This window comes from Treponema sp. OMZ 840 (assembly GCF_050937815.1).
GTDB lineage: Bacteria > Spirochaetota > Spirochaetia > Treponematales > Treponemataceae > Treponema_C.
Window position 1 is genome coordinate 40,491 of record NZ_JACDIJ010000008.1, and the last position, 26,368, is coordinate 66,858.

General features: G+C 39.5%; 22 protein-coding genes. 21 read left to right on the forward strand and 1 reads right to left on the reverse strand.

Annotation, left to right across the window (positions count from 1 at the left end):
• The first annotated feature begins 6 nt into the window (after window positions 1-6).
• The 11 genes from H0R92_RS10250 (at window position 7) to H0R92_RS10300 (ending at window position 13,717) form a co-directional block, all read left to right on the forward strand.
• The gene (locus tag H0R92_RS10250) at window positions 7-1,629 is read left to right on the forward strand and encodes an ATP-grasp domain-containing protein (protein ID WP_432964167.1); all 1,623 of its coding nucleotides are present in this window, start codon (window positions 7-9) and stop codon (window positions 1,627-1,629) included.
• Between the two features lie 18 nt (window positions 1,630-1,647).
• Complete coding sequence (locus tag H0R92_RS10255; RefSeq protein WP_432964170.1) at window positions 1,648-2,721, forward strand: N-acetylmuramoyl-L-alanine amidase family protein; 1,074 nt, start codon at window positions 1,648-1,650, stop codon at window positions 2,719-2,721.
• Window positions 2,718-3,215: a GerMN domain-containing protein gene (locus H0R92_RS10260; RefSeq protein ID WP_432964173.1), complete on the forward strand. Its 498-nt coding sequence runs from the start codon at window positions 2,718-2,720 to the stop codon at window positions 3,213-3,215. Before H0R92_RS10255 ends, H0R92_RS10260 begins: the two co-directional genes overlap by 4 nt.
• A 95-nt stretch (window positions 3,216-3,310) precedes the next feature.
• Window positions 3,311-4,360 (forward strand): flagellar filament outer layer protein FlaA, encoded by a 1,050-nt coding sequence (locus H0R92_RS10265; protein ID WP_432964176.1) that lies wholly within the window; start codon window positions 3,311-3,313, stop codon window positions 4,358-4,360.
• A gap of 68 nt (window positions 4,361-4,428) precedes the next feature.
• Window positions 4,429-5,718, forward strand: a complete 1,290-nt coding sequence (locus H0R92_RS10270; protein ID WP_432964179.1) for a (p)ppGpp synthetase — start codon at window positions 4,429-4,431, stop codon at window positions 5,716-5,718.
• A gap of 195 nt (window positions 5,719-5,913) precedes the next feature.
• Complete coding sequence (locus H0R92_RS10275; protein WP_432964182.1) at window positions 5,914-7,536, forward strand: formylglycine-generating enzyme family protein; 1,623 nt, start codon at window positions 5,914-5,916, stop codon at window positions 7,534-7,536.
• Window positions 7,533-8,987, forward strand: a complete 1,455-nt coding sequence (locus tag H0R92_RS10280; protein ID WP_432964185.1) for a hypothetical protein — start codon at window positions 7,533-7,535, stop codon at window positions 8,985-8,987. Before H0R92_RS10275 ends, H0R92_RS10280 begins: the two co-directional genes overlap by 4 nt.
• Entirely contained in the window at window positions 8,987-10,579 is a 1,593-nt protein-coding gene (locus H0R92_RS10285) for an ABC transporter substrate-binding protein (protein WP_432964188.1), read from the forward strand. The genes H0R92_RS10280 and H0R92_RS10285 overlap by 1 nt, the downstream gene beginning before the upstream one ends.
• Window positions 10,580-10,588: 9 nt before the next feature.
• Window positions 10,589-11,473: an ABC transporter permease subunit gene (locus H0R92_RS10290; RefSeq protein WP_432964191.1), complete on the forward strand. Its 885-nt coding sequence runs from the start codon at window positions 10,589-10,591 to the stop codon at window positions 11,471-11,473.
• A complete protein-coding gene (locus tag H0R92_RS10295) occupies window positions 11,457-12,263 on the forward strand; it encodes a hypothetical protein (protein WP_432964194.1) in 807 nt (268 codons plus the stop codon). Before H0R92_RS10290 ends, H0R92_RS10295 begins: the two co-directional genes overlap by 17 nt.
• Window positions 12,260-13,717 (forward strand): ATP-binding cassette domain-containing protein, encoded by a 1,458-nt coding sequence (locus H0R92_RS10300; protein WP_432964197.1) that lies wholly within the window; start codon window positions 12,260-12,262, stop codon window positions 13,715-13,717. The genes H0R92_RS10295 and H0R92_RS10300 overlap by 4 nt, the downstream gene beginning before the upstream one ends.
• Window positions 13,718-13,877: 160 nt before the next feature.
• Here the strand turns inward: H0R92_RS10300 and H0R92_RS10305 are convergent, their stop codons facing one another.
• Window positions 13,878-14,756, reverse strand: coding sequence for an AraC family transcriptional regulator (locus H0R92_RS10305; RefSeq protein WP_432964200.1), 879 nt, complete (start codon window positions 14,754-14,756; stop codon window positions 13,878-13,880).
• A 95-nt stretch (window positions 14,757-14,851) separates the two neighbouring features.
• Here H0R92_RS10305 and H0R92_RS10310 point away from each other — a divergent pair, with 95 nt between their 5' ends.
• From H0R92_RS10310 to H0R92_RS10355, 10 genes are all read left to right on the forward strand, one after another.
• Window positions 14,852-15,298, forward strand: a complete 447-nt coding sequence (locus H0R92_RS10310; RefSeq protein ID WP_432964203.1) for a hypothetical protein — start codon at window positions 14,852-14,854, stop codon at window positions 15,296-15,298.
• Complete coding sequence (locus tag H0R92_RS10315) at window positions 15,288-16,511, forward strand: aminotransferase class V-fold PLP-dependent enzyme (protein ID WP_432964206.1); 1,224 nt, start codon at window positions 15,288-15,290, stop codon at window positions 16,509-16,511. The genes H0R92_RS10310 and H0R92_RS10315 overlap by 11 nt, the downstream gene beginning before the upstream one ends.
• A gap of 11 nt (window positions 16,512-16,522) precedes the next feature.
• A complete protein-coding gene (locus tag H0R92_RS10320) occupies window positions 16,523-16,954 on the forward strand; it encodes a SufE family protein (RefSeq protein ID WP_432964209.1) in 432 nt (143 codons plus the stop codon).
• Window positions 16,955-17,012: 58 nt separating this feature from the next.
• A complete protein-coding gene (locus tag H0R92_RS10325; protein WP_432964212.1) occupies window positions 17,013-18,461 on the forward strand; it encodes a hypothetical protein in 1,449 nt (482 codons plus the stop codon).
• A 38-nt stretch (window positions 18,462-18,499) separates the two neighbouring features.
• Entirely contained in the window at window positions 18,500-19,504 is a 1,005-nt protein-coding gene (locus H0R92_RS10330) for a C4-dicarboxylate TRAP transporter substrate-binding protein (RefSeq protein WP_432964215.1), read from the forward strand.
• A gap of 80 nt (window positions 19,505-19,584) precedes the next feature.
• Window positions 19,585-20,106: a TRAP transporter small permease gene (locus H0R92_RS10335; protein ID WP_432964218.1), complete on the forward strand. Its 522-nt coding sequence runs from the start codon at window positions 19,585-19,587 to the stop codon at window positions 20,104-20,106.
• Window positions 20,107-20,134: 28 nt separating this feature from the next.
• A complete protein-coding gene (locus H0R92_RS10340) occupies window positions 20,135-21,418 on the forward strand; it encodes a TRAP transporter large permease (protein WP_432964221.1) in 1,284 nt (427 codons plus the stop codon).
• A 206-nt stretch (window positions 21,419-21,624) separates the two neighbouring features.
• Complete coding sequence (locus H0R92_RS10345) at window positions 21,625-23,403, forward strand: sensor histidine kinase (protein ID WP_432964224.1); 1,779 nt, start codon at window positions 21,625-21,627, stop codon at window positions 23,401-23,403.
• Between the two features lie 11 nt (window positions 23,404-23,414).
• Window positions 23,415-24,923: a response regulator transcription factor gene (locus H0R92_RS10350; protein ID WP_432964227.1), complete on the forward strand. Its 1,509-nt coding sequence runs from the start codon at window positions 23,415-23,417 to the stop codon at window positions 24,921-24,923.
• Window positions 24,924-25,115: 192 nt separating this feature from the next.
• Window positions 25,116-26,366 (forward strand): ABC transporter substrate-binding protein, encoded by a 1,251-nt coding sequence (locus H0R92_RS10355; protein ID WP_432964230.1) that lies wholly within the window; start codon window positions 25,116-25,118, stop codon window positions 26,364-26,366.
• Window positions 26,367-26,368 lie beyond the last annotated feature (2 nt).

Consider the following 26,368-nt stretch of genomic DNA (forward strand, 5'->3'; position numbering starts at 1 on the left):
ATTATTATGGAAAAACATGTGTTATTATTGGGCGGAAGTCTTATGCAAAAACCTGCAGTGCAAGCCGCACGGGATTTGGGCTGCCGCATTACCCTTGTGGACACCGAATCGCACGTGTTATGCCGGCCGCTGTGCGATTCTTTTAAGCAAATTAATTTGACGGATACGGAAAAAATAGTGGATTTTGCCCGTTCGCTGTATGACAAGCAGGGGTTGGATGCCGTATTTACTGCGGGCACCGATTTTTCCTATGCGGTTTCCCGTGCGGCCGAAGAGTGTTCTTTTCCGGCACACAGTTCGTTTGCGGCGAAAAATGCAAGCGATAAGCTGCTTATGCGCGCTTGTTTTGAAAGAGCCGGCGTTCCTTCTCCCTTATTCGCCGAAGCCGATGCCGAAACGGCTTCGTTCGACAAAAAGATATTGGAGGTGTTTTTACGAAACTACAGCCTTGCTTTTCCCCTTGTCGTAAAACCCTGCGATAATATGGGAGCGCGCGGTTGCCGGCTTGTGCATTCGATTTCGGAATTGTCGTCGGCGCTCAAAGAAGCGATTTTCTTTTCGGAAACGGGCAGGGCAATCGTTGAAGAATATATGGACGGACCGGAATTTTCAATAGACGCCCTTATATATAACGGCGAACTTACAATTACCGGTTTTGCCGACAGACACATCTTTTTCCCTCCGTATTTTATTGAAATGGGGCATACGATGCCCTCATCAATAAACGAAGCCGTGTACAGAGATCTTTTGGAAGTTTTTGCCGACGGCATACACGCTTTAGGCTTGAGTTACGGTGCGGCAAAAGCCGACATAAAATTGACGTCTAAAGGACCGATGATCGGAGAAATCGCCGCGCGCCTTTCCGGCGGCTATATGTCCGGATGGACCTATCCGTATGCGTCCGACTTTAATCTGATCCGCGAAGCTTTAATATTGGCTTTAGGCGGCAGCCCCGAAACTCTCGTACAAAATCGGATTAAAACGAATATTCACGACAGTGCTTTTGAAATTTTTGAAATACCGTGTAAACGATTTTGTGCCGAACGTGCATGGCTTTCCATTCCCGGCACCGTGCGGGAAACGTTTTTTTTCGATAAAGCGCGCTGCTGTGAGGGTGTAAAAGACGTCTTTCCCCGTATTTGCGAAAACGAACACGCCGTTTTTCCCGTCAACAATGTCGAAAAAGCAGGAAACGTTATTGCCGTCGGCTCCGATTTTACGCAGGCGTCGAATTATGCAGCCGAAGCGGTTAAAACCGTTTTTTTGCGCTTAAAACCCGACAATGCCGCAACCAAGGACTTTTTGGAACAAGCGCTGGATACGTCGTTTCCGCCTTCGGCTTTTCAGCTTCCTCCGAAAACAATCGATCGATTGGAAAAACAGGTAAAAGATACGCAATACGCTGACGGAGAAGAGATTACACTCTTGCATTGCTTAAAAAAACATGCGGATCTTCTTGATTGGAACGGCCGCAGCCTTTCGGAAACCGTATGCATGTATAATGAACTGCGAGCTGCCGGACTTATTAACGGAGCAAAAAGCGGCGCCGGCGTTTACGGAAAAAAATTCTGGCATTATCTTATCCGCGGCGGTTTGCAGGGCGCCGTATTTTATTCCGATAATGAATAGTAAGGAAGGTTGAAAAACGTGTTGAAAAAAGCGGTATTTTTTTTGTTTTTATGCGTTTTGCATATTGTATCGGCCGCGTCTTCCGATCTTACGGATGCCGCCCAAAAAAAAGCTTTGCCGGCGCAGCTCATCCCGTTTGCACAAATCGCAAAACAAACCGATTCGGTTTTATACTGGGACAGCATGAGTGCAAACGGTATGTTTGAAAAAAACGGCCGCCGTTTAAGTTTTTCGGCGCATCATGATTTTGTCTTGTTGGATCATACCGAAATTACCGCTTGTCCGGCGCCCGTGAATTATAACGGCACTTTTTATGCACGAGCCGCCTTTTTCGATACCGTAAAGCAAATTTTTGAAAATCTGCCTCCCGAAGTTCATTTTCGCATAGGGGCGATTTTAATCGATCCGGGACACGGAGGGCAGGATCCGGGCGCCGTAGCCGATCATATCGTAAACGGAAAAAAGAAAACGTTGCGCGAAAAAGATATTGTGCTTTTTACCGCCCGGGATTTGTACGCGCGCTTAAAAGAAACCTATCCCGATAAAAAAATTATGCTTACACGCAATACCGATACTTTTTTAACTTTAAATCAACGTACCGACATTGCAAATACCGTAAAATTGGCGGAACATGAAGCCATTCTCTATGTTTCTTTGCACGCAAATTCGGCTTTTCATGCAAAGGCAAAAGGCTTTGAAGTGTGGTATCTTTCTCCCGGCTACAGGCGTACTTTGATTAAAAGTACCGGCGGCGATAAAGATAAGGATGTCGTACCTATTTTAAATTCGATGATGGAAGAAGAATTTACAACCGAAAGTATCCTTATTGCAAAATATATTCAAGACGGAATCAGGGAGCAAGTCGGCGGCTTAAGTCCCGACCGCGGCATCAAAGAAGAAGAATGGTTTGTCGTTCGCAATGCAAACATGCCCAGCGTTTTAGTCGAACTCGGTTTTGTAACGAATCCGGAAGAAGCTTTGTTGCTTTTCGATCAAAACTACTTGCGTAAATTATCCGTTGGGATATATAATGGATTAACCGCATTTGTAAGTCATTTTGAAAATTCAAGAGGTTTTACCGGCATAAAATGATCGATTTCAATTATGTTATAAGTCAGTACAAAAGAATCCCGTTAAACAAGATTCACCGCATACTGTCGGTGTGCGCGATTTTTTCGTTTGTTTTATCCTTTACATTATATCTTATTTTTTATCCGGGAACGAAAAAACTTTTACTGTTCGAATCCTTGGATAAAAACGGTGTTTATGCCGAAAACTGTTTTATTCCCCGCAAGCCGGTGCAGTCGTCTTTAATGTATTTTACCGAAGAACTTTTAGCCGGGCCTAAAAACGACAGATACCGTCCCCTGTTTCCGGCCGGTACTAAGATTTTATCCTTTTTTAAAGGAAAGGACGGAACGCTTTATATTAACCTTAACGGAGAAGCCCTTTTACAAAAACGTACTTCATCGGAAACCGCGGCCGCTTGCAAACTGCTTGAACAAAACATACAAAAAAACTATAATTCGGCCGATAATATAATGATTGCGATTTTGGGGCATAAAGTATATGAATATACCGATTAAAATATGATTTTAGCAAAAAAACCGTTGACAAAAGCCGGTATAAAGTATATTTTATATATACAAGGCTACATCATACTGTTTAAAAGGAGCTTTGAATGAAGAGGTCTTTCGTTTTAGTGGCAATGGCATTCCTGTTGATAGGAAGCCTTGCTTTTGGTGAAAAAGCAGTTCTTATTGACTTTTCAAATCTTGAACCGGATATTGTTGCTGATGAAAACGGTAATCCGACTATCAACAAAAGAACTGTTATGGATTTTTCGAAAATTTCATCAATACCCTTTGATGATACTCAAAAAGCGTTGATGCGTACTTCATTGGCTTTAACCGACTGGGAAGTTCAATTAAATTCTTCCGCACGGATTGTAGCCAATATGCAGCGTTCTATTGTCAAATCGGCTCCGGTTATCAACGGACCCTTTGCAGGCAAAAACGTTATGGGTATACGTATCGTATTCCCGACTGCACCCGTAAATGCAAACGCGCGCATACTGCCTGCTTTTGATATCCCCGCTTTTGAACCGATGGCCGATATTGATGAAAACGGTCAAGTTGTAGAAGGTTCGCAAAAGCCCAATGCATACCGCTTTAGAAAAAACGGCGACGATCCCAACGGATACGGTGTATTGGACAATGTAGGAACCCTTAAATCGGTTTCTTTAACGACCTACGGTTATAACTATCCCCATGCGGTTTACGTTTTACTTAAAGACAATGACAATGTAGAACGCCGCTACTATATGGGAACCCTTAATTTCGACGGATGGAAAAACCTGATTTGGAATAACCCCGATTACGTTACGGATATCCGCAACCGCGAAATTAAAGTATATCCTTTGTATCCGCGCGGACTTCCCTATGCCAAACTTTCCGGCATTTTGATTACCCGCGATGCGGCTCATGACGGCGGCGACTTTGTTGCCTACTTTAAGCAAATCGACGTTATCTACGATAAAGCCGTTGCTCAAACCGAACGCGATATTGCCGACGAAGATTTGTGGGGTATCGTAACCGAAAAAGAGCAAATCCGCCAAAGCATCGAAATGAGACGTTTCGGCGCACAGCAGGTTAACCGCTTTATTGAAAAGAGCAATCTTGCGAAGGAAGAAGGATTCACCGCTACGGTAACTCCTGCCGGCCAAGAATAATCCGAATTGAAAAAGCTGTCCTTTCGGGGGCAGCTTTTTTTATGTCGATGATTTACGGGAAGCTTGCTATGAGTGTACAAAAACAACCCGTATTTTACTCTAAAGAAGCGCTTAAACGCTTATATGAAAAATCCATGCCGAGTTTCAGTGCCGTACTTGAAACCGTGCAAACCGAATTAAAAAAAAATGTTTCCTGCGTTTCGACTCCCGCCTTTAAGTATCGGGTTAAAACTTTTAAAAGCTATTATCGCAAATTGGTAAAAATGCGTCCGACGCCTTCGCCGCTTATGCCCTTGCTCACCGATATTTTAGGTATACGGATTATTTGCTCGTTTCTTGAAGATATACGCATTGTCGAAAAATACGTATTGGACACCTTTGACGTTTTTGAAGTCGAGCGAAAAGGCGCCGACCGCACATTCAGCGAATTCGGTTATGAATCGGTGCATATTTTGGTACATATTCCTCAACCGGTATATGACGAGTGCGTTCCGCCCGATTTAAAAGACGCCTTTCAAGGACCATTGCTTTGTGAAATACAAATCCGCACGATACTTCAAGATGCTTGGGCGGAAGTCGAGCATGAATTGGTTTATAAATCGGAATTTTCCCCCTTTGACCTTCCGCTCAGACGTAAACTGGCTTCTATGAACGCAATGCTCAGTCTTGCCGATATCGTTTTTCAGGAAATCAGAGATTATCAAAATAAACTGAATTCGGAATTGGATTTGCGCCGTTCGAGTTTTTACGGACAAGCGGATATTTTGTCGGCCGGAAAACTGGATGCCGGCGATGAAATAAATAAATCTTCACCGCTTTTAAAAGAATTGGGTAACGCTTCTCCCTATGTGCAGGGAACCGTAGACGATATGCTTTTGGAAGCCCTGCATTCCCATAATATCGGCGATTTGGATAAGGCAATAGATATTTATACGCGAATTTTGGATACGCAGGCGGCGGCAAATCCTATTGTGCTTTCCGTCATTTATAAACACCGCGGAATGGCGTATTTTGCACAAAACGACTATGAAAAAGCAAAAAAAGATTTTTTAACCAGCGTCGAAAAGGATGTAAACAATTATATGGCACTGTATTATGTAGGTATCATATACAGCGTTTTAAATGAAGAAAAACAAGCGCTTGTGTATTTTGACCGTGCTTTGGAAAAAAACGCCTATCAGCCGCACGTATATTACCGCAAAGCGCTTGCCTTGTTCCGCTTAAACCGCTTTGCGGAATCTTCACAAACTTTGGATATCGGTGTTTCTTTAGGATTAAAAGACAGTGAGTCTGTGCGTTTGCGTCGTTTGCTTGAAGAAAAACTGGATATAATGGATATAACAAACGGAAATCGGTGAAAATTTGATTTTTTTTATGCAATTTTATTTGTCTTTAAAGCATAATCATGAAAAAATCTTTTTTTTATGTTATACTAATAGGGTACGGATTTTTCCGTATATGTCGTATAACTGCAAAGTATCGGCAGCTTAGAATCCTTATGAGGATTTTTAAACTACGTATTCCGGAAAACGGAATTACAGGAGGTAAAATATATGGGTAAGTCAATAAAACGCAATCGTTTTTTGATTCTTTTGTTTTTTGTTTTTTTTATCTTCGGCACTGTAACTGCTTTTGCCAAAAAACCGAAGTCCGCACTTGTAAAGCAAGAAGAAGGCTATTACTACGGTTTCGGTAAGGGGGCAACCCTTGAAGAGGCGGAACTTGCAGGAAAACGCGATCTGGTGGAAAGCGCTTTAACCGCAACATTGCGTGCGGCTAATCCCAAAGCTTCCAGAATTTCGGTGAGCGACGAGTCGGTAAAAGCCCGCCTTGCGGATCTTAAACCCTTTTCGAAATCGAAACCGAAAGAAGCTCCTGCCGTCACATATCGAATAAAAATTGTCGATTGGGATAAAAGAGAAAAAGCGTATGCGGATAATCTTCGAAACGATTTGACTGCCCGTTTCAATGCAGCACAAGGTAAAAGCGGCGCTGCCGATAAAATAAAGGGCGCTATTGACATTCTTGCCGAACTGATTGCCGAGGGCGAAACGGAATTGCTTACCGCTAAAGAATCGGGTACCGAATTGTTTGCACACAGACTCGAAGCTTTTTGTGTGCAAGTAAGCAAAAAACTTGTTATTACTTTTTCAATAAAAGACGGTTTTGTAAATCCGTCTACAAGCTTTTCTGTAAAAGTTACCGATACGTCGGATAATGCCGTTGCAGGCGTTCCTCTTTCGGTTATATGGGAAATTGCCGACCTTCCGTCGGATGCCGCAGCGACTGACGTGCCGGAAGTTCGTTCTTCCGGTAAAACGGATGCACTCGGATATGCGACAATCGATTATCCGGTTTCCGAAGATTACCGCAATCGTCCGGTAATTTTGAATGTTGCAACGTCTTTTGCACAGTTTCTTCCCTCTTCGGCCGCACTTAAAAAAGCGGATACGCAAAGTTCGGTTGACGCCTATTATGTGCACGTTGACGATATGGATGCCGCATACCCGTCCGTTTTTGTTTCCGAAGGCGAATTTAATGCCGGTGCCGTTGCACAGGATACCCGCGCAGGAAAAAAAGAAGCTTCGCGCCTTGTTTCTACGGCTTCTTACGCCATAGATGTGTATCCGGTTACAAATGCACGTTATGCGGCTTTCCTGCATATAACGCGTGCCGAAAACATTCCGGAATACTTTTATAACAACGATTTTAACCAAGGAAGTCAGCCCGTTGTCGGATTGACTGTCGAAGAAGCGGAAGCTTATGCGGCCTGGTTGTCGGAACAAACGGGTTTTACATACCGCTTGCCGACTGAAGAAGAGTGGGAAAAAGCTGCCCGCGCAGGTACGGAAACCGTATATCCGTGGGGAGATGACAGTCCTGCCGCCGAAAAAAAAGCCAATTACAAGGGTAACGGTACCTTTACTGCGCCCTCTCCGGTCGGTTCGTTTGAAAACGGTAAAAACGCCTGGGGGCTTGCCGATATGGCCGGCAACGTATGGGAATGGACGGCGTCCGTACACGGTATTGACGGTGAATCGAATCTTCGCACCGTTAAAGGCGGTTCTTGGATGGACGGTCCGGTTGAACTGCGTATTTCCAATTTCCGTAATATCGATGCACAAAACGGATATACCGATGTCGGTTTCCGTTTGGTTAAGGAGGTTTCAGAATGAAAAAAAAATATGGAATTATAATTTCGGTACTTGCTTTTGCAGCCGTTATATTTATGTCTTGTGCCACTGTGGACGAGATTCCGCCGGACGAACGGGCGCTTGCCGCCGGTATACAAGCTTGGCACGAACGCGAACCGGCTGATGCGGCCGTATATTGGAATGAAATTCAAGATGAAAAACTCAAAAAGAAATATCTTGGTTATATCGATTTGTATAAAGCCGGCGCCGAATCGCTCAATAAAACCGATTCGATAAAAGCTTCAAACGAAACAAAATTACGCGAAGCGTGTAATAAAGCAATTGAAAAATTTTCGGCCATCGACCCTGCTCTTAAACTTCCGACGGAGGTAGCGGAAAAAGGAGCAGCCGTTTCGGCAAAGTGTATCAAAAGTTTGGTAACTTCAGGTAAAGTGACCGCCGCGCGCAAAATGCATGAATCCGCAACGAAAGTGTTCGGAAGCAGCGACGAACTTGCCGAAGTACATAAGGAAATCGAAATTGTAAGTTCGTTATACAAAAAAAAGTCGAACCTCGATTCGCAGGCGGAAAGCATTGCATCCGTTGAATCGTTTGAAGATAAGGTAGCCGCTTACGATAAGGTAATTGCGTCTTATGCATCGGCGGAAAAAGAAATTAATTCCGCTGCGGCCAATGCGGGCCTTGCAAAAAGTACCGCCCTTGCTCCGAATATGCGTGTTTTAAGAAAAGCCCGCCAAGACCTTACGGTTAGTCGCGCAGCCCTTATCCGCGAGCGTGCATACGACTATAAAAACAAAATCAATGAAGAATTTGCACGTACGCCGGAAAATGCCGAAAGCGGAAAAATGTCTCTTGAAGACATTCTTGCACATCATAAATCGATAGAAAAAAATATCGATGTCATATATCAAGACTTGCTCGGTTTTGCATCGAAATATCCGAACGATATCGGTCAGGATATAATCGACGATATAAACGCGCAAAAAAAGGATCTTGAAGCTAAAATAGCACAGGTAAATGCGGAAATTCGTACCGCACAGGAAATTGCAAGCCGCGGAAAGGTTGTTATACCGCTTATAATAGGGCTTTTTAACCCCGATCCCCGTTCGACGGCAGAAAGTAAAAGAAGCCGCCCTGCAAAATTCAGCGCTTCAAATGTAAAAAAAGACGAGTACTGGTGGGGTATGGTTTCGATTCCCCGCGGTCAAATGAACGACTTGGTAATTACTTTAAAAGATAACCGTACTGTCCGTGCCTTTGCCGAAAATACAAAAAGCGGTAAATTGATCGAAAAAAACAAAATGAAAGATTTAATTAACCGCAGTTACAAGGTAGGTAATTCGTGGCCGATTCTCAATGCGGGAAGTCAATTAACAAGCGATAAATATTTTTTTGAAGTTCAAAAAGGCAAAACTCCGGATTATTCGGGAGAAGTAGTCGTGTATAGTTCGTTTATTGTGAGGATGCGTTAATGAAAATGAATAAAAAAAGCATTATAGTTATTGTTGCCGTCTGTCTTATTGTTTTAGGCTCTGCCGGTGCATTTGTAATTTGGAAAGCTCAACCGAAGGGGGTGATGGTTGCCGTATCGACCTTGCCGGATTCCCTTAATCCCGTTTTGGAGCAAAATACTTCCGGCTTAAATGCCGACGAGCTGTTATTCGACGGTCTTGTCAATTTTGAAGTGGACGAGCAAAGCGGTTCGTTGTATTCGGAGCTTGCTCTTGCCGAAAGTATCGTGCAGGATTCGGTAAATAAAAAAACATATACGGTATTGCTGCGCGATGTAATGTGGCACGACGGAACTCCGCTTACCGCAAGTGACGTTGAATATTCGTTTGCCGCTTATACGGATGAAAATAATGATTCTCCTAAGCGCGACTATCTTATGTCCTTTATTAAAAGTGTTACCGCTGTTGACGATAAAACGGTAACGGTTGAATTTATCAACCCCATACCCGAATTCCGCGCTTATCCGGTGCTTACCTTTAAGATTGTTCCGTCAAAATATAACGGACAAAATATGCAAGTAAATATGCGCTCCGGTGAAAACGAACGCAAATTTGCTACGGCACCGGTCGGAACGGGACCGTTTAAATTGGCGGATTGGGAAATCGGTAAATGGGTTACCTTTGAGGCAAACGGTACATATTTTAAGCATAAGCCCCAGGCAAGCAATTTGGTGATGAAGCGCGTAATAGATCCGATTATTCGTATAAACGAAATGCGCAAGGGACGCATTAATTTGATTCTTGAAACGAATCCGATGGATCGCGCCGATGTTGAAAAAATCCCCAATGTGGATGTCAATTCATATATGCCGTATGCGTTTTATCAAGTTGCAATTAACACCAAACTGTTCCCCAATGCCGAAGGCCGCCAAGCGATGGCTCGGGCACTTGATAAGAAAGCTCTTATTCCGTCGATTACGGATAAGGATTCGGGAGTGATTTTAAACTACGGCCCGTTCCCGTCGAATCTTTTTGCGTCCAATATTCCCGAATATGTAAACAAACCGATGCCTAATTTTCTTCCCTTTAATGCGAAAGAAGCTAAAAAACTTGCTTCCGCAGGCGGAATCAGCGGTCAAAATGCGATTCTTTTGTTTCCCGATTCAATGGGCGAATTCGGTGCAAAGATGGCCGACGGTCTTGTAAAACAATTTGCCGAAATCGGCTTAAATGTCGAAGCAAAGCGTACCGGTGATAAGGTTTTTAATCGTATGGTATATACCGAAAAATCGTATGAACTTGCCCTTATGTACTGTGAAGGCTTTGATAACCTCTATTCGAGTTTGGGCGATTGGTACCGCTCCAAAGGTTCGCATAATATTACCGGCGTAGCGGACAGCAAATTGAACGGACTGTTCGATGCATGGGAAAAAGAAATTGTTACGTCAAATTGGATTGATTTAACGCTTCAAATCGATAAGCGAATTTGCGAACTGTCTCCGGCGCTGTTTTTATGTTCTTTGGAAAAAGACGTATATTCGCGCGGTTTAAGCAATGTTGCCATCGCTACGGATAATCCCTTTTTATCTGCAGAAAACTGGAAATTAAAGTAGGTCGGAGCGATGCGGTTTTTACGTTTTTTAGTCAGAGAATTTATCATCCACGGCATTGTATTTGCCGTGGCCGGAACCTTAATTTTGTCGGCATTTTATTTGCTTTCAATCGGTGCCCCGGTTGAAAGCTATGCCGAAGCGGCGCGTTCTTTCTTTTTGCTTATTACCGGTTCCGAAGATTTTTCCATTGCTCATCCGGGATTCAGCTCCGGTCAAATAATCGCTTCGGCAGCGGCCGTTTCGCTGCCGCTGACTTTATTGTCGCTTTTTATTTTGACCGTCATCGCCCTTTCAGCGTCGGCTTATGCCGTGACGGGGCGGTATTTGACCGAACATCATAAAAACCGCAAAGCGGAACGGTTCGGCGGATTTTTGAGTTCCGTTTTGTCCGTTTTTGCCGCGGTACCGCTGTTTGTCGGTTTTTGGGTGTTGGCCAATATATTCGGAAGCGATGCGCCCTTTATTGTTATTGCCCTTATTACGGTTGTACTCGGCGGGCTTTCATGGGATGCAACAAATTTTCTTAAGGCCGATATGCTCAATCAAGTTCATACAACTCATGCCGTTGTGTTTTCAACGCTCGGACACGGTTTGGGGCGCTTTTTTCCGTTGCCGGAAACGTATTCGGGGTATCTTTTTTCTTCAAGTTTACCCCGCTTTATTCCGTATCTTGCGGGTAAGGTACCGGCTATTATCGGTTCGGTAACCATTGCCGAAATAGTATTTTCCTTCCCCGGACTCGGCAGTACCCTGCTTGACGCTTTGCTTGCAACCAACACCGATTTGCTTGTGGCTTCTGTTTTTATTCTTTTATGTGTAAATGCAGTTGTGGCCTTTCTTGTAAAAACTGTTTTGTTTTTGATTTATCCGAGATGGTATGAAAAAGCTATATAATATTCTTAAAATCATATGTATTCTTATTTTAATGTCGCCCCTTGCATTGTCGTGGCTGCCGTCCGAATATTTCGGCAATTTTTTGCCTTCTGAAATTGCTGCGTCGGGCTTTTTTACTGCATTGTTTGCTTCTTTCCGCGAACTGTCGATTACGCTTGTAGCTACTATGCTTTTTGCAATGCTTATAAGCCTTATACTCGGTTATATAAGCGTTTTATGGATGCGGCTCGGACGGGCTTTTGCAAATATACTCAATGCCGTTCAGTCGATTCCTTCGATACTTGTAGCTCTTTTTTGTTACGCGCCGGTTTCGGGCTATCTTGCCCGCCATACGAATGCGGCTTCGGCGTTGATGTCGCTTGTCGTGTTCGTACTTGCGGCAACGGTAACGACTTTGCCGGAAGCGGTAAGAAGCATTGCCATCCCGCTTATCGACTTGTATAACCGAAAATACAGCTTGTCTTTCCGTTCGTACGGTTTTACAAAAATGCGTATTCTTGTAGTGCTTATGAAAACCGCTTTAATGCGCAATACGTTTAAGCGGGTTGCCGCCGGTATTTTGCTTAAAACACTCGTTCTCGACTGTTCTTTCGGTTTTATTATTCAACTGGGTTTCGGAAGTTACGGAACGCCGGCTCACCTCAGCCCGGGGGCTTTAATAGCGGCTCACCGCGATGCGTTGTTTGAAGGCGGAAATCCTCTTCTGTTTTGGATTCCTTCAATTATGCTTATAAGTATCAGCATTGCATTTTTAATTATGCTGAATAAGAAAAAGGGAGAAAATGCATGAAACCTATTTCGCTTGATAATTTTTCAATTAAATTGGGCAAACGCATCCTCCTTAAGGATTCGAATTTTTCAATCGAGCCGAATTCCTCCGCCGTTATTATGGGACCGACGGGAACCGGTAAATCGGTTTTTTTGCAGTCCATTGCAGGTATTCTTTCTACGAAAATTTTTACTTTTTCCGGCACAATGAAAGTAAACGGCTTTGACGCCTATGTTAACGGACGTAAACGGAATTTCAGTTTATGGTCGCAAATTGCACAGTCGGGCCTTATGTTTGTGCCGGCTGAAACCGCACAGGTGATGAATCCGGCTTTGACTTTGGATCAAAACCTTGCTCTTCTTGCGCCCGGCCGTAAACCGATTATTCAAGAGAGGCTTAAAAAATACTTTTCGCTTGATTTTGAAGCTTTTGCGCGTTTGTATCCGGATGAAATTTCCGGCGGCGAAATGCAGCGTATTACTTTGATGATTTTGCTTTCGCGCAAGGGTAATTTAATCCTTTTGGACGAACCGACGGTTAACCTTGACCGCAATTTGCGTAAACATTTTGTGGAATTTCTAAACAACGAAATTCTTGCAACGCGGGATAAAACCTTTCTTATGGTAAGCCATGACCTTGATTTTATTAAAAGGCTTACCCTTGATCGGGCTTTTAGACTGAACGACGGCATAATCGAACTTCAGGAAAAACTTCCGGAAATGGAAGGATACGAAAAACCCGAAGCTAAAAAAGGTGCGTCCGGAACCGCAATTGAACTTTTGGATGTGTCGCAAACATATTTTAAGCGCGGCATTTTCGGCGAGCGTGTATTTACGGCATTTAAGGGGCTTAATCTTGTTTTTGAGCGTTCCACCGTCTACGGTATTACCGGGCCTTCCGGCTGCGGAAAATCCAGCACGATTAAAGCGATTTTACGGTTACTTGACGGTACAAAGGGACGTATTTTGTTGGAAGATTCGGATTTGGTAGCCCTTAAACCGAAAGAAACGGGAATAGATCCGAAATCCTTTAAACCCTTCCGCCGCCGCATGGCTGTAGTACAGCAGGATTCGCGGTTTTCTTTTTTCCCCGACCTTAATATCCGCGATTCTTTTAAACAGATTTCGGCGGCCGGGCAAAGCGGAACCATTGAAGAATTGACGGAAAATCTTGAAAAAGTCGGTCTTACAGCTGCACATCTTAAAAAACGTCCGAACGCTTTATCTTCCGGTGAAATGAAGCGTATGGATATTGCACGCGCGCTTACCGCCAAACCCGATATTTTACTTCTTGACGAACCCTTTGCACATATCGACTTCGAAACCCGCTTACAAGTAATGAAGGCGATTTCCGAATATCTGGCCGACCATGCTACGATATTGGTAATTGTTACACATGAAGATTTTGACTTGCGTTACTTTATAGAAAAGAATTTCGATTTTCCGGAATTGGTCGGACAATTTGTCGGTGAGTGATAAAAACCGCAGTTTTACGCTGCGATTATAGGGGCAGTTTCGCCTAAAAACCATAATTTTTTTGCGGTTAAACCTCCGCTTGCTTTGTATTTTTACGGGCAGGGCGGAGGTTTTTTATATGCGGTAGCGATATGCGGGTTAATGATGGCGTACAGGGGTTTTAGTCTTCGGCGAAGGTATTTTGTTTCCCATATTGTTTGGGAGATAGCTTTGTATGTTGTTTGAATATTCTGATAAAATGTGATAAAGTATTGTATCCGACCAGTGCACATACTGTATCGACAGGCATATTATTTACAAGAAGTTCTTTTGCTTTCATAATTCGGCAATTTATAACATACTGATTTGGAGAAAATCCTGTTACTTTTTTAAAAAGTTCACAGAGGCTATGTTTATTTGTACATGCATACTTTGCTAAGTTATCTAGGCAAAGATCCGTTTCCAGATTTGTGTGTATATGTGCTATGAGTGAGTATATCCGCTTGTATTCGGGTAGTATGCTTTCCGGTACGATATTGTGATATTCACGGTATAGCCGGTTTATATATATTAACAGTTCTCCGATAAGAAATTTATTATACAAATCTTTGCCGTATGTATCTTTTTTTTCTTTATTGCTGCTGTCTATAATTTTGTTCAGCATAACCTCTATTTGATCTGCTGCCTCTATACTTAATTTTAATATCTGTGAATCTAAAAATGGTCTGAAAAAAAAACATTCAAGTAAATTGGTTGTAGGAGAAGACAGCTGTTCAATATACTCAGGTTTAAAGAATAAAACATATCTGTCATATTTACATCGTTTATTTAAAGTTATAAGATGAAGATCCGTATTGTTAAAAAGAATTACAGTATTGGCAGGAATATGATATGATTTTTCGTCTATATTACATATCACATTTTCCGAACGTATAAATAAGATTTCAAATACATCATGTATATGAAATCGTCGTTTTTCTGGAATAAAAGTTGTTTTATGCTTTAAAAGAAAATCTTCACTGAACGATTCATAATAAAGATCATAATCTTTAGTTTTCATACCAGTTACTATGATTGTATCATCATTTTCTTGAAATGTAAATAAATATTATCAAAACGCAAAAAAACAAATAGTATAGAAAGTATACTTAACACATGAGTGATGAACGCTATATTGAAAAATGCATTGTTGCTGATCTGTCTGCAGAAAAAATCATACAAACTCTTCTTTCCTCAAAGTATGATATTGCTATTTTTAAATCTTATTTGAAAGAATATCTTTTAACAAGATTTATGCTTAATTCGAATATAGAAGAAGAAAATATATATAATCTTGCAGTAATGAGCATTAAGGCTAATTTATCGGATAAATCTGCCGAAAGTTTAGCCAATGCGGATTTACGTATCGATAAATATGATTGCCATCATACCAATTCCGCTGTCCGAAAAAAAGTTCTTTTTATAATGAATTTGGAAAAAAAACTTAACATACACTTACCTGATGATGCAGCCGTAGAAATAAACAATATAGAAGACTTGGCTTTGTTATTATATCCGAAATATATGCAAAAATGGGAAAGTAACAGTGAATATGACATTTAATGTATCGAATATACGTAAGGATTTTCCGCTCATAGATTCCCACTGTTTGAAATTGATTTATTTGGATAATGCTGCAACGACGCAAAAACCGCTTGTTGTCATAGACGCATTAACTGAATACTATAAAAATAAAAATGCTAATATACATCGGGGTGCGTATGAACTAAGTATTCATTCAACCGATTTATATGAAAATTCACGAAAAGTTATACGGAAATTTATAGGAGCTCATAAAGATTGCGAAATTATATTTACAAAAAATACTACAGAGTCAATTAATATTGTTGCATATTCGTTTTGTGAAACTTTTCTTAAAATGGGAGGAAATATAATAACTACAGAGTTGGAACATCATTCAAATTATCTTCCGTGGCTGGCTGCATGCAGTAGAAAATCCGGTGAACTGCGGCTTTTACCTATCGCCGACGACGGCTTTTTCAGTATGACCTTATTGGAACGTTTAATAGACAACAAAACGGCTCTTGTTGCGGTAACAGGCGCGTCAAATGCAATCGGTTTGTTGCCTCCGTTAAAAGATATTATAAAAATTGCTCATGCGCATAACGTTCCTGTTCTTGTGGACGGCGCCCAACTTATTGCGCATTCTTTTGTTGATGTTTCAGCAATTGATTGTGATTTTTTTACTTTCTCCGCTCATAAAATATATGGTCCGACCGGAATAGGTGTATTGTACGGAAAAGAAGCATATCTTGAGAAAATGCATCCCTATAATTATGGCGGTGATATGGTTGATAGAATAGGAGAAACTTTCGGAACTACTACTTGGCAAAACTTGCCGACGAAATTTGAAGCAGGGACACAGGATGTAGGTGCTGCCGTCGGCCTTTCTACCGCGTTGCGGTATATTAATGTACAGGGCACAACTTGTTTACATGCATATGAGCAAACCCTTACACAATATACTCTTAAAAGATTGGATAGTATTAAAGGAATAACTGTAATTGCCAAGCACAGTCCTCGTGTTCCGCTTATTTCGTTTATCAGCTCAATTTTTTCTCCCTATGATATAAGTATGCTTTTAGCGGCTCACGGCATTGCAAGCAGATGTGGAGAACTTTGTGCACAGCCGCTAATGAAAAAACTTGGTTTAAAAAACGGACTTATTCGTATATCCATTGCTTTTTATAATACAAAGGAGGAGATAGATCGGTTTTGCGATGTTCTTGAACAAATCCAAACGTCTTATTTATAAATATGGGTACGATGTATGAAACGCTGGAAAAAAACTTGCAGTATTTTGAGATGTTTAAAGATTCGCTTTCAAGATACGACTATTTAATTCATATTGCTTTAACAAAAGCCGGAAATGAAAAGTTCTTACTGCATAATGATGAGTATCTGATACATGGCTGTCAATCGAAGTTATGGGTAAAATGCAGTTTTGAAAATAATCGTATAAAAATAGAATGCGACAGCGAATCATTAATAATACTCGGATTTGCAACTATCATTATTGAGGTTTGTAATAACAGAACGGCCGAGGAAATTGTTGCTTTTGATTTTGATGTGTTTAAAAAATTTGAAACCGATAACGGATTACTTTCCGGAAAAAGCCGAAACGGTTTGCTTGGTATGATGAATCGTATAAAAATGTTTGCTGATTGTATTATAAATTCAAGAAATGCAAAGTTTTAAAACTGAAAACACTAAAAATTGTTTAAAGCACTGTTAAAATAAAAGTACGAGGTTGTTTATGAAATATGCTATGGATGTAAAAGTTAATGTAAAGCCGATATTCAGCAATATGGTACATAGCGATGTATGGGAAGGCCCTTGCAGAGTAGGTACTCCTGAGGAACTGGAACCATCATATGAAATAAGAACAGGTAAGGAACAGTTTAAAGTATGGCAAAGAGAGTTGGAAGATAATTTTTGCGAGTATGCGAAAATTCTGCCTCCTATTTATATTGAATTTAATGAAAGCTTTGTTGTATCTGACGATGAATTTGAAAAAATTGAAAAAGATGCGGCTGATGTAGATTTATTTTTAATTACGTATCGGGTTCCCGGCCTCGAACGTTTCGGAAAACCTATTTCGATGATAAATCTCGGACCTACACCTGTCGATATTGTCGCTTTTTATCGTGATATCGGCCTTGATGCTTATATGGCGCATGATTATGACGAATTCAACGAACTGTTAAAAATGTTCCATGTAAAAAAAGCGATATCCAATACAAAATTCCTTGTTCTTTCCGCTACCGAACAAATCCCTGCAAGTGTAAACAGCAGTATACCTGATTTATACGGATTATTTAAACGGTACGGTATTAAAAATAATCGTATGTCTTTTAAGAATGTCTTTGACGTTATGGATAAACTTGAAATTAGCGAATCGATAGAAAAAATAGCTGACAATCTTATTGCCGGTTCAAAAAAAACCGGTATCAAACGGGATTGGATATTACAGGATATTAAATATTATTTTTCAGTACGGACACTAATGGAACAATACGGTTGTAATGCGTTTACTACTTCATGTAAAGAATTGTGCGCTTCACGCTATCCGATGCGTGAAAAATGTACCCCCTGTCTTACTCACTCACTGCTCAAAGATGATAGGATACCCTCTGCCTGTGAAGAGGATATAAATGTTTTGCTGGCAGAGATGGTTTTTATGTATTTGACCGAGAAATCCGTCTTTATGGGAAATCCGGTATTGGTAAAAAAAGGTTCCAAAACGGTCGAACAGCTTGGAATGCCCAAGTTATTATTTGATCCTGCACAAACTTTTGACGAAGATGTTCTTGAAATTCATCATTCCGTTCCGGGACTTAAGATGGAAGGATACAATCAAAATTCGATGGAGTATGAGCTTGGTCATTTTACCTATGCCGGTTGGGGAACTAAGATTCAAGTTGATATGTCAAATGCAAAAACTAAAACTGTCACTTTCGGTCGATTTAATCGTAAAGGAACTCGAATGCTTGTTGCTTCCGGTGAAATAGTGGGATGTATTTTTAAAGAAACTTATTGCAGTCCTGTTGTGTATTATAGGGTTACCGGCGGTGCCCGTGAACTGCGTCATGCGCTTGCAAACGGATGTTACGGGCATCATTTAGCTGTTGTTTATGGTGATTGTATTTCACAAATAAAAAAACTCGGTTCTGTCGTAGGGTTTGAAGTGGAGGTATTCAAGTAGCAAAGTGTCCAAATATTTCTCAAAGGAGGAGTAGAAATATGAGAAAAAAAATTCTAATGGTTGCAATTATTTTAATTGTAACAATGGTCGTTCTTAATGCTTCCGGCGGTAAAGAAAATGCAAAGGGCGGAAAATCCCCGTCATACGTTTTAAAGCTCAGTTACGTTCAAAATGAAGAAGATCCTTTGACCAAAGGATTGTACAAGCTGGCGGAGAATGTCGGAGCGGCAACAAACGGCGATTTTGAAATTCAAGTTTTTCCAAGCGGTCTTCTCGGCGATACGGCAGATGTTGTAGAGCAAGTGCAAACTGGATCAAATATCGGGTTGTTGACTGATGCCGGACGATTTTCCGGAAATCTTCTGGAAATCGGTATTTTGGATGCCCCCTATCTTTTTGATACCTATGAAGAAGGAAATAAAATAGTACAATCGGATCTTTTTAGAGGATGGACAGATCGACTGCAAAAAGACGGATACAGAGTTTGCTCTTTTAATTGGTACCAAGGTGCTAGAAATTTTATTACAAATAAACCGATTAAAAGTATGGCAGATCTTAAAGGCTTAAAAATACGCACAGGTTCTTCTCCTGTTTGGCAAGCTACTGTTGATGCTTTCGGCTGTAAACCCACTTCACTTGCTCAGGGTGAAGTATATTCGGCTATCCAGCAAAAAGTTGTTGACGGAGCCGAACAGCAGGATATGGCTACATATGGCCTTAAACTGTATGAAGTCGTAAAATATATTACAAAAACACAGCATTTCCAACTTCTTACCGGTTTGGTTGTAAGCGAAGCATGGTTTCAAAAACTGCCTGAAAGGTATCAAAAAATTTTAATTGAAGAGAGTATTAAAGCCGGTGAATATGCTTCAAACTTGACTTTGCAGAATATAAGCCGCGCCAATGAACAGATGCGGAAAGCAGGTATTGTTATCAATGAAATTGATCTTGCCGAGTTCAAAAAAGCCGGAGATAATGTATATAAAAAATTCAACGGTTTTTCTGATATCAAAAAAGAAATAGATAAGATTCTCGGAAAGTAACAGGTAAAAGATGGTGACTGTTGTTTGTGACAGTCGCCATTTTCTTTTTTGATAGTTAAGAACTAAAATAAGGTAGATGTATGCAAAAGAATATAATGAATGATTTGTATAAAACAATTGTAAAACTGGAGCAATATATAAGTAAAATTATTCTATTCTTTATTATCGGACTTACATTTATAGCTGCTATGTCACGTGCTTTTAACTTTCCGCTGCCTTGGTCGATAGATGTTATTTTGCTTTTATTTTGTTGGTTTGCATTTTTTGCCGCCAGCCAAGCGACTCGAAGGAAAGCGAATCTCGGTGTTGATATTATTGTCAGGCATTTACCCAAAACGGTGCAAAATATTATTGACCTTATCAATAAATTATTGATTACATTTTTTTTGATATGCATGGGATACAGTTCACTCAGATTATCCATAACAAACGTAAAAAGACTGATAACATCTTTAGATATCAGTTATTCTTTTATTACTGCCTCTTTATTTGTTGGATGTGTGCTTATGACTATTTCGGAAATTATTCAAATTGTAGAACGGATTCAAATAATGCGAGAAAAAGCTGAAGAAGAAAACTTTAAAAGTGTAAAAACTGATTGAGTGTTATTGTTTAAGGAGTGGTGCGATTATGACTGCGATTATTATACTTTTTGTTGTATTACTTTTAATGGGGATGCCGATAGCTTTTGTCATAGGAATCTCTTCCCTTATTTTTTTCTTGGGAAATCCCGATCTTTCTCTTGATATAGCTGCTCAAAAAATGGTCAGTTCAACACAATCGTTTACATTTCTTGCAGTTCCCTTTTTTTTAACGGCAGGAAATATTATGAATGCTTCCGGAATAACAGAAAGATTGGTAAAATTTGCAAAAGTATTGACCGGACATATGGTGGGGGGGCTTGCCCAAGTAAGTGTTATGTTGAGTGCTTTGATGGGAGGTATTTCCGGCAGTGCAGTTGCGGATGCTTCAATGGAAGCACGGTTTCTCGGACCTTCTATGATTAACTCAGGGTATTCGAAAGGATTTGTTGCATCGGTTCTTTCATACGGCGGACTTATCACTGCAACCATTCCGCCAAGTTTGGGTTTGATTGTCTACGGTTTTGTAGGGGATGTTTCCGTCGGTCGATTATTTGTTGCCGGTATTATACCGGGGTTATTGATGACAGTCATTCTCATGGTTCCGACACATATCATTTCAAAAAAAAGAAATTATAAGGTGGAAAATGAAAAGCCTCCGCGGATTGGAGATGTTTTTAAGGCACTAAAAGAAAGTTTTTGGGCACTACTATTTCCTCTTATATTAATTGTAGGTATTAGATTCGGCTTTTTTACTACATCCGAAGCCGGTGCATTTGCCATCGTTTATGCAATGTTTGTCGGAAAATTTATTTATAAGGATTTGACCTTAAAAAAACTTATAGCAGTTATTGATACCAGCGTTTCCGATAACGGTGTAATTTTACTTATTATTACCGCTGCCGGTATTTTTGGGTTTGTATCGGCTTATAGCGGAATGCCTGCTGCAATTGCAAAATTTATTACAAGTATTACAACGAATAAATATATACTTTTATTATTGATTACTGTTTTTCTTTTGTTTATGGGTATGGTGATGGAATCTACCGTAAATTGCTTAATTTTTACTCCTATTTTTCTTCCTATCCTTAAATCGGTTGGAGTAAATCCCGTTCATTTCGGTATTGTTATGATGACTCTTGTTACCATGGGATGTATGACTCCGCCTGTAGGAACTGCGATGTATTCCGTTTGTCAAATTCTTAATTGCCCGACCGATGAATATATGAAAGAAGGTTTACCCTATATTATTACAATTTTGGCAGAGATCCTTTTACTCATTTTTATTCCGCAGATTTCTTTATTTTTACCGAATCTTATATTCGGGAAGTAATAGTCGCAAGCGCTTACGACGCTTATACAGTAAAAACAGGGCTGTTATCACACAAAGCAAGAAAAAAACTTATTGACGATTTTATATATTATTATAATAATATATGTATATGAAAAGATCTTAACCGGTTCATTCCGGAACAACCGGTCGTTTAGAATGCTCTAAGAATTGAGGTTATTTCATTCAGTTGATGACGAGGAGGAGCCTTGAGGTTTAAGATAAAAAATCAAACAGATAAGGAATTGTATCCCCTTGCGATTACATACAATGCAAAAATAGCATTGGTTTTTTCAGGTGTTCTTTTCATTGCAGTTTTATTTGTAAAAGTATTCGGCTTTAAAGTCGCTTCTGAAATAATCAAAGAAGAAGCTCTTTCTCAAAATAGTATTCTTACAAAACAATTTTCGGAGAGACTTGATGTTTTATTTAATGAAATTGACAGATTATCTCGTATCGTTCTTATCAATTCCGAGATTCTTAATGCATTGGATTATAACCTTGACAAAAATTCTTCCGAGTATCTTGGTATAGATGTTTCTATGCAAAATGCAATGGAACACGGTTTGCTTATTAGAACTGATATAGCGAGAATTTTAGTGTCGAACGGTTATAATGCTTATGCGGCAGGCCCTTATAATTATCGAGATGAACCGATGGAGTTATACGAACTTGCTGCTAAGTACGGTTTTTTTGAATCCAATGCATTATATATGATTATACTGCCTTATGTCAGCATTTACAATCAAAAGGTGTTTACCTTTATAAGAAAAATACGTCATTATGATGATCCGAAAATTATAGGCTTGATTGCAATTGATATGCGCTTGCGTACTATTGATGAGATTTTTGCCGGGATTGAATTTGGGGAATCATCGATTATAATATTTGATGCAAAAGGTAATGCCGTTTATTCTAAAGGCGCTTTACTTGAAGCGGATACCCTGAATTTGATTCGACAAAAACTTAAAAAAGAATTTCAGCAGTTTAGCGTCATTCTAAGTGACCAAATAAACAATGCCATTGTGACTGCAGAGTATTCTGACTATTCCAATTTATATATTTGTAGAGTAATTCCTGAATCATCACTTTTTCATCAGATAAAGAAGGGAAATAGAATGTTTAATTGGATTACCTCCTTAGTATTTGCAAGCTCGCTTTTATTGATCATTGTGAATTCAAAATTGATGACACGTCCAATTCATGAATTGTTAATTCAAATGAAGCAAATAGAAGTTGGAGAAAGAAAGCTTCTCTGCATTCAATCTAATGATGAAATTAAACTTATTGCAGAGAGTACCAATGACATGTTAATTCAAATAATAGAATTAATGAAACGAAACAGTGAGATAACTCTTAGAAATAGAGAGGCTCAATTAAAAATTCTGCAAGAACAGTTAGATCCTCATTTCCTTTTTAATACACTGGAATGTATCAGGATGAAAGCGATAATGGCAGGAGATGAAGCAACTGCTTCAATGATAGAAAAATTAGGGATTCTATATCATGCGGTGAATGGGAATGAACCGATTATTTCACTTGCAGAAGAAATCGGTTATGTTAGAAATTACATAGCATTACAAAATATACGATTTAAAGTTCCAATTACGCTTTTTATCGGAGTATCGCCGATTTTTATGAATGTAGGAGTCCCTAAACTCATGTTACTTACGCTGGCAGAAAATTCTATAAGGCATGGATTGGGGAATAAAAAAGATAACAGGAATATCTCCATCAATACCGCAATCAACGATGGTACGACATTTATGTTGACGTTCTCGGATAACGGATGTGGTATTTCTTCTACAAAATTGAAGGAATTGAACGAAAAATTGGAAATACCGCCTGATATGGATATCAATCATATAGGACTTAGAAATTTGAATAGCAGGATCCGTCTCTATTACGGAAACTCATATGGGCTTTCCATAGAGAGTGTTGAAAAATACGGGACGACCATACAAATTACTTTACCATGGAACGGATAGGCGAGAATAATATGTTCAGCGTAATATTAGCAGATGACGAACCTTTAGTGCTTGATGGGCTTGAATGTATAATTCCATGGAAAAAACTCGGCTTTGAGATAAAGGGAAAAGCATATGACGGAGAAGAATTAATAAAACTTGTTGATAAATACCATCCTGCCGTTGTAGTTACCGATATTCAAATGCCTGTATATACCGGACTTGAATGTATTTCCATAATTCGTAATATTAATCCGGAAACAAAAATATTGATTTTAAGCGGTTATGCAACTTTTGAATATGCAAAAACTGCAATGTCATACGGTATCATAGGTTATATTCTTAAGCCCATTAACAAAAAGGAATTGATAGATTTTTTAATCCGTATAAAAGAAATAATTGAACGGGAAAAAAAGCAAAGTACATTTCGATCTATAGCTTTAAATGACATGATGCGGGAATATTTGGACGGAAACCTTCCGGGTAAAACCCTAAAGGATATATTTAATTTTTTTGAAATAGGCAAGATTCCCTCTTCATTCATCATTGTTGCTATTGAACCATTATTGCTTTTAAGCGAAGATAGAGAAAAAATACGAAAGATTATATTGTATATCGAGAATCTAGTGGATAAAACGGATGCAGGAATTTTTATTCCATACTCAGAATCACTTATACTTTTGTTGATCTACAACAAAAATTATCTGGAAAATGACCAAAGATCAATTAAAGATCTTATTGATGAAATAAAAAAAAATTGCTTTATGAATTTTTCAATTGCGATAAGAACCATTTGTTCAAGCATCGTATTTTCAGATGAGGTTCGGGAAAGTTTTTATAATATAAGAGCTTCTTTAATGAGAGATGATGACGTATCAAAAATCGAAAAAGAGATAACTTCTCTTTTTATTTGTATAGAAGACGGTATAGGTATCGGAGCTGTTGATGACATGGAATATATCATTTCTTTATTGGTCTTAAAGCTTTCCGGACTATCTTGTATGGAGGCAGGTAGTATTTATAGTTCTTTTATTTATTCTCTTCGTCAAAAATACGGACAGAAACTATGTCCTGAAATTTTTTCATTTTCAAGTATTTATATGTCACAACATTGGTGGCAAACACGATCATCAATTGCGGAGATGAATGAAATCCTCAAAACGGTGATTAAATTATGCATAAAAAATATGCAAATCGAATTACAAAAACATAGTGTAACCGAGTCTATGATTGAAGATATATCACATTATGTGGAAAAAAATTATTGCACTGTTACACGAGGTTCCGTTGCAGAATATTTTAATGTAAATCCATCATATCTTTCACAAAGTTTTCAAAAATACAAAGGAGTATCCTTTATCGACTTTGTTACAGAAGTGAGAATTAAAAACGCAAAACGTCTTTTACAAACAACAAATATGAAAATCCAAGTTATTGCTGAAGAAGTCGGATATAGCAGTGCGCAGCATTTTGCAAAAATATTTAAAAAATCAACCGGCATAATGCCCAGTACTTTTAGAGAAAATTTGTTTACAATCTAACAAAAACGTTGTTTTATTCTAACAATATCGTCACAGGTGTTTTTTTTGCATGGTATAATAAAATCCGAAAAGGAGACAGCTATGAAAAGATATTCAAAGTTTATTTTTAATCTTACAGTTTTCCTGTTAGTCTGTTCAACATTATTTGCAACAGGTAATCGTGAACCTTCAAATAGTTCAAGAGTAGCAGAAGTGAAGATTTGGGTCAGGCAAAGCGGCCCGGATGCCGGTTTTGATGCGATTATAAATGCATTCAATAAAGCGAATCCCGATATTCATGTGAGCTATGAATATTATGGAGAGAACTATCCCTCAATAGTTCAAATGGCTTTTGCAAGTGGTAATGCCCCCGATATTGTAGAAGCAAGTACCGGTATTACTGTCAATGATCTTGCAAAAGCCGGTAATATTATTCCTTTGACCGACGTTTTAACACCGGAACTCGTTTCCGGCTTGCATCCGAATGCCTTTTCATCTCTTTCCCTGCAATATAAAGGTAAGCCGTATTCCGTTCCTGTCAGAATTAGCGGATACAGATTTTATTATAATCGTGATATTTTTGAAAAGTGCGGCCTTGATCCGAATAATCCTCCTAAAACATTGGAAGAAGTTCGGGAATATGCAAAGATAATTACAAAGAAAGGTAATGGAGATTTTTACGGATTCGGGCTTCCCCTTGGAGTTAATCAGATTTGGGAAAGAGTAATAGACCCGATACTTATTGCACAAAATGAATGCGGAAGGTATGGATATAATCCGGCTAAAAACAAATATATGTTCGAAACCAATAAGCGTTTTTTTAATTTCTATATCGATCTTATGAAAGACGGATCTCTTTTTCCCGGATATTTGACTATGGGCATTGACCCGCTTAGAGCAAATTTTTTTGCAGGAAAGGTGGGCATGTATATTGACGGTAACTGGATGGTAGGGCAATTTCCCACACAGTTTAAAGGAAGATGTAACTATGAAATAGCACCGCTTCCCGTTTTTAAGGGCGAAGTTGCCGATAAATACTGGGCCGAGTCCGGTGTTGCATGGTGCATTACAAATGGGCCTAATAAGGAAGCGGCAAAGAGATTCTATGCCTTTTGGCTTTCGCATCAGGAACTCGCAAATCAATTTGTGCCGGTACCCAGAACATATTTAGCTGCAAACAAACCTGAAAACCTTCCCACAGATAAGCTTGATATCAAGGGGATGGAGTATGGTTTTAAAACAGAAGATCTTACAATTCCTTATTTTGAACCGCATTATTTTATAAGTCTTGAAGGCGAAAACCGAAATCGCACATTTACAAACCTCTTTGCCGAAGCAACTCGGGGTGTTGATATTTCAAAGAAGCTTGATGCAGCCATCGATGATTTAAATAAACGTTATACAGAAGCGTTTAACAAAGCCGTCAAAAGCGGTGCAATCGATTCTTCTTGGTTAAAAAAATAAAA

Excerpts from the sequence above, each read along its gene's own strand:
- H0R92_RS10275 (WP_432964182.1), top strand. The coding sequence starts at position 5,914 with ATGGGTAAGTCAATAAAACGCAATCGTTTTTTGATTCTTTTGTTTTTT.
- H0R92_RS10350 (WP_432964227.1), top strand. The coding sequence starts at position 23,415 with ATGTTCAGCGTAATATTAGCAGATGACGAACCTTTAGTGCTTGATGGG.
- H0R92_RS10280 (WP_432964185.1), top strand. The coding sequence starts at position 7,533 with ATGAAAAAAAAATATGGAATTATAATTTCGGTACTTGCTTTTGCAGCC.
- H0R92_RS10340 (WP_432964221.1), top strand. The coding sequence starts at position 20,135 with ATGACTGCGATTATTATACTTTTTGTTGTATTACTTTTAATGGGGATG.
- H0R92_RS10320 (WP_432964209.1), top strand. The coding sequence starts at position 16,523 with ATGTATGAAACGCTGGAAAAAAACTTGCAGTATTTTGAGATGTTTAAA.
- H0R92_RS10305 (WP_432964200.1), bottom strand. The coding sequence starts at position 14,756 with ATGAAAACTAAAGATTATGATCTTTATTATGAATCGTTCAGTGAAGAT.
- H0R92_RS10315 (WP_432964206.1), top strand. The coding sequence starts at position 15,288 with ATGACATTTAATGTATCGAATATACGTAAGGATTTTCCGCTCATAGAT.
- H0R92_RS10285 (WP_432964188.1), top strand. The coding sequence starts at position 8,987 with ATGAAAATGAATAAAAAAAGCATTATAGTTATTGTTGCCGTCTGTCTT.
- H0R92_RS10310 (WP_432964203.1), top strand. The coding sequence starts at position 14,852 with ATGAGTGATGAACGCTATATTGAAAAATGCATTGTTGCTGATCTGTCT.
- H0R92_RS10270 (WP_432964179.1), top strand. The coding sequence starts at position 4,429 with ATGAGTGTACAAAAACAACCCGTATTTTACTCTAAAGAAGCGCTTAAA.
- H0R92_RS10260 (WP_432964173.1), top strand. The coding sequence starts at position 2,718 with ATGATCGATTTCAATTATGTTATAAGTCAGTACAAAAGAATCCCGTTA.
- H0R92_RS10290 (WP_432964191.1), top strand. The coding sequence starts at position 10,589 with ATGCGGTTTTTACGTTTTTTAGTCAGAGAATTTATCATCCACGGCATT.
- H0R92_RS10265 (WP_432964176.1), top strand. The coding sequence starts at position 3,311 with ATGAAGAGGTCTTTCGTTTTAGTGGCAATGGCATTCCTGTTGATAGGA.
- H0R92_RS10300 (WP_432964197.1), top strand. The coding sequence starts at position 12,260 with ATGAAACCTATTTCGCTTGATAATTTTTCAATTAAATTGGGCAAACGC.
- H0R92_RS10325 (WP_432964212.1), top strand. The coding sequence starts at position 17,013 with ATGAAATATGCTATGGATGTAAAAGTTAATGTAAAGCCGATATTCAGC.
- H0R92_RS10295 (WP_432964194.1), top strand. The coding sequence starts at position 11,457 with ATGAAAAAGCTATATAATATTCTTAAAATCATATGTATTCTTATTTTA.
- H0R92_RS10335 (WP_432964218.1), top strand. The coding sequence starts at position 19,585 with ATGCAAAAGAATATAATGAATGATTTGTATAAAACAATTGTAAAACTG.
- H0R92_RS10250 (WP_432964167.1), top strand. The coding sequence starts at position 7 with ATGGAAAAACATGTGTTATTATTGGGCGGAAGTCTTATGCAAAAACCT.
- H0R92_RS10330 (WP_432964215.1), top strand. The coding sequence starts at position 18,500 with ATGAGAAAAAAAATTCTAATGGTTGCAATTATTTTAATTGTAACAATG.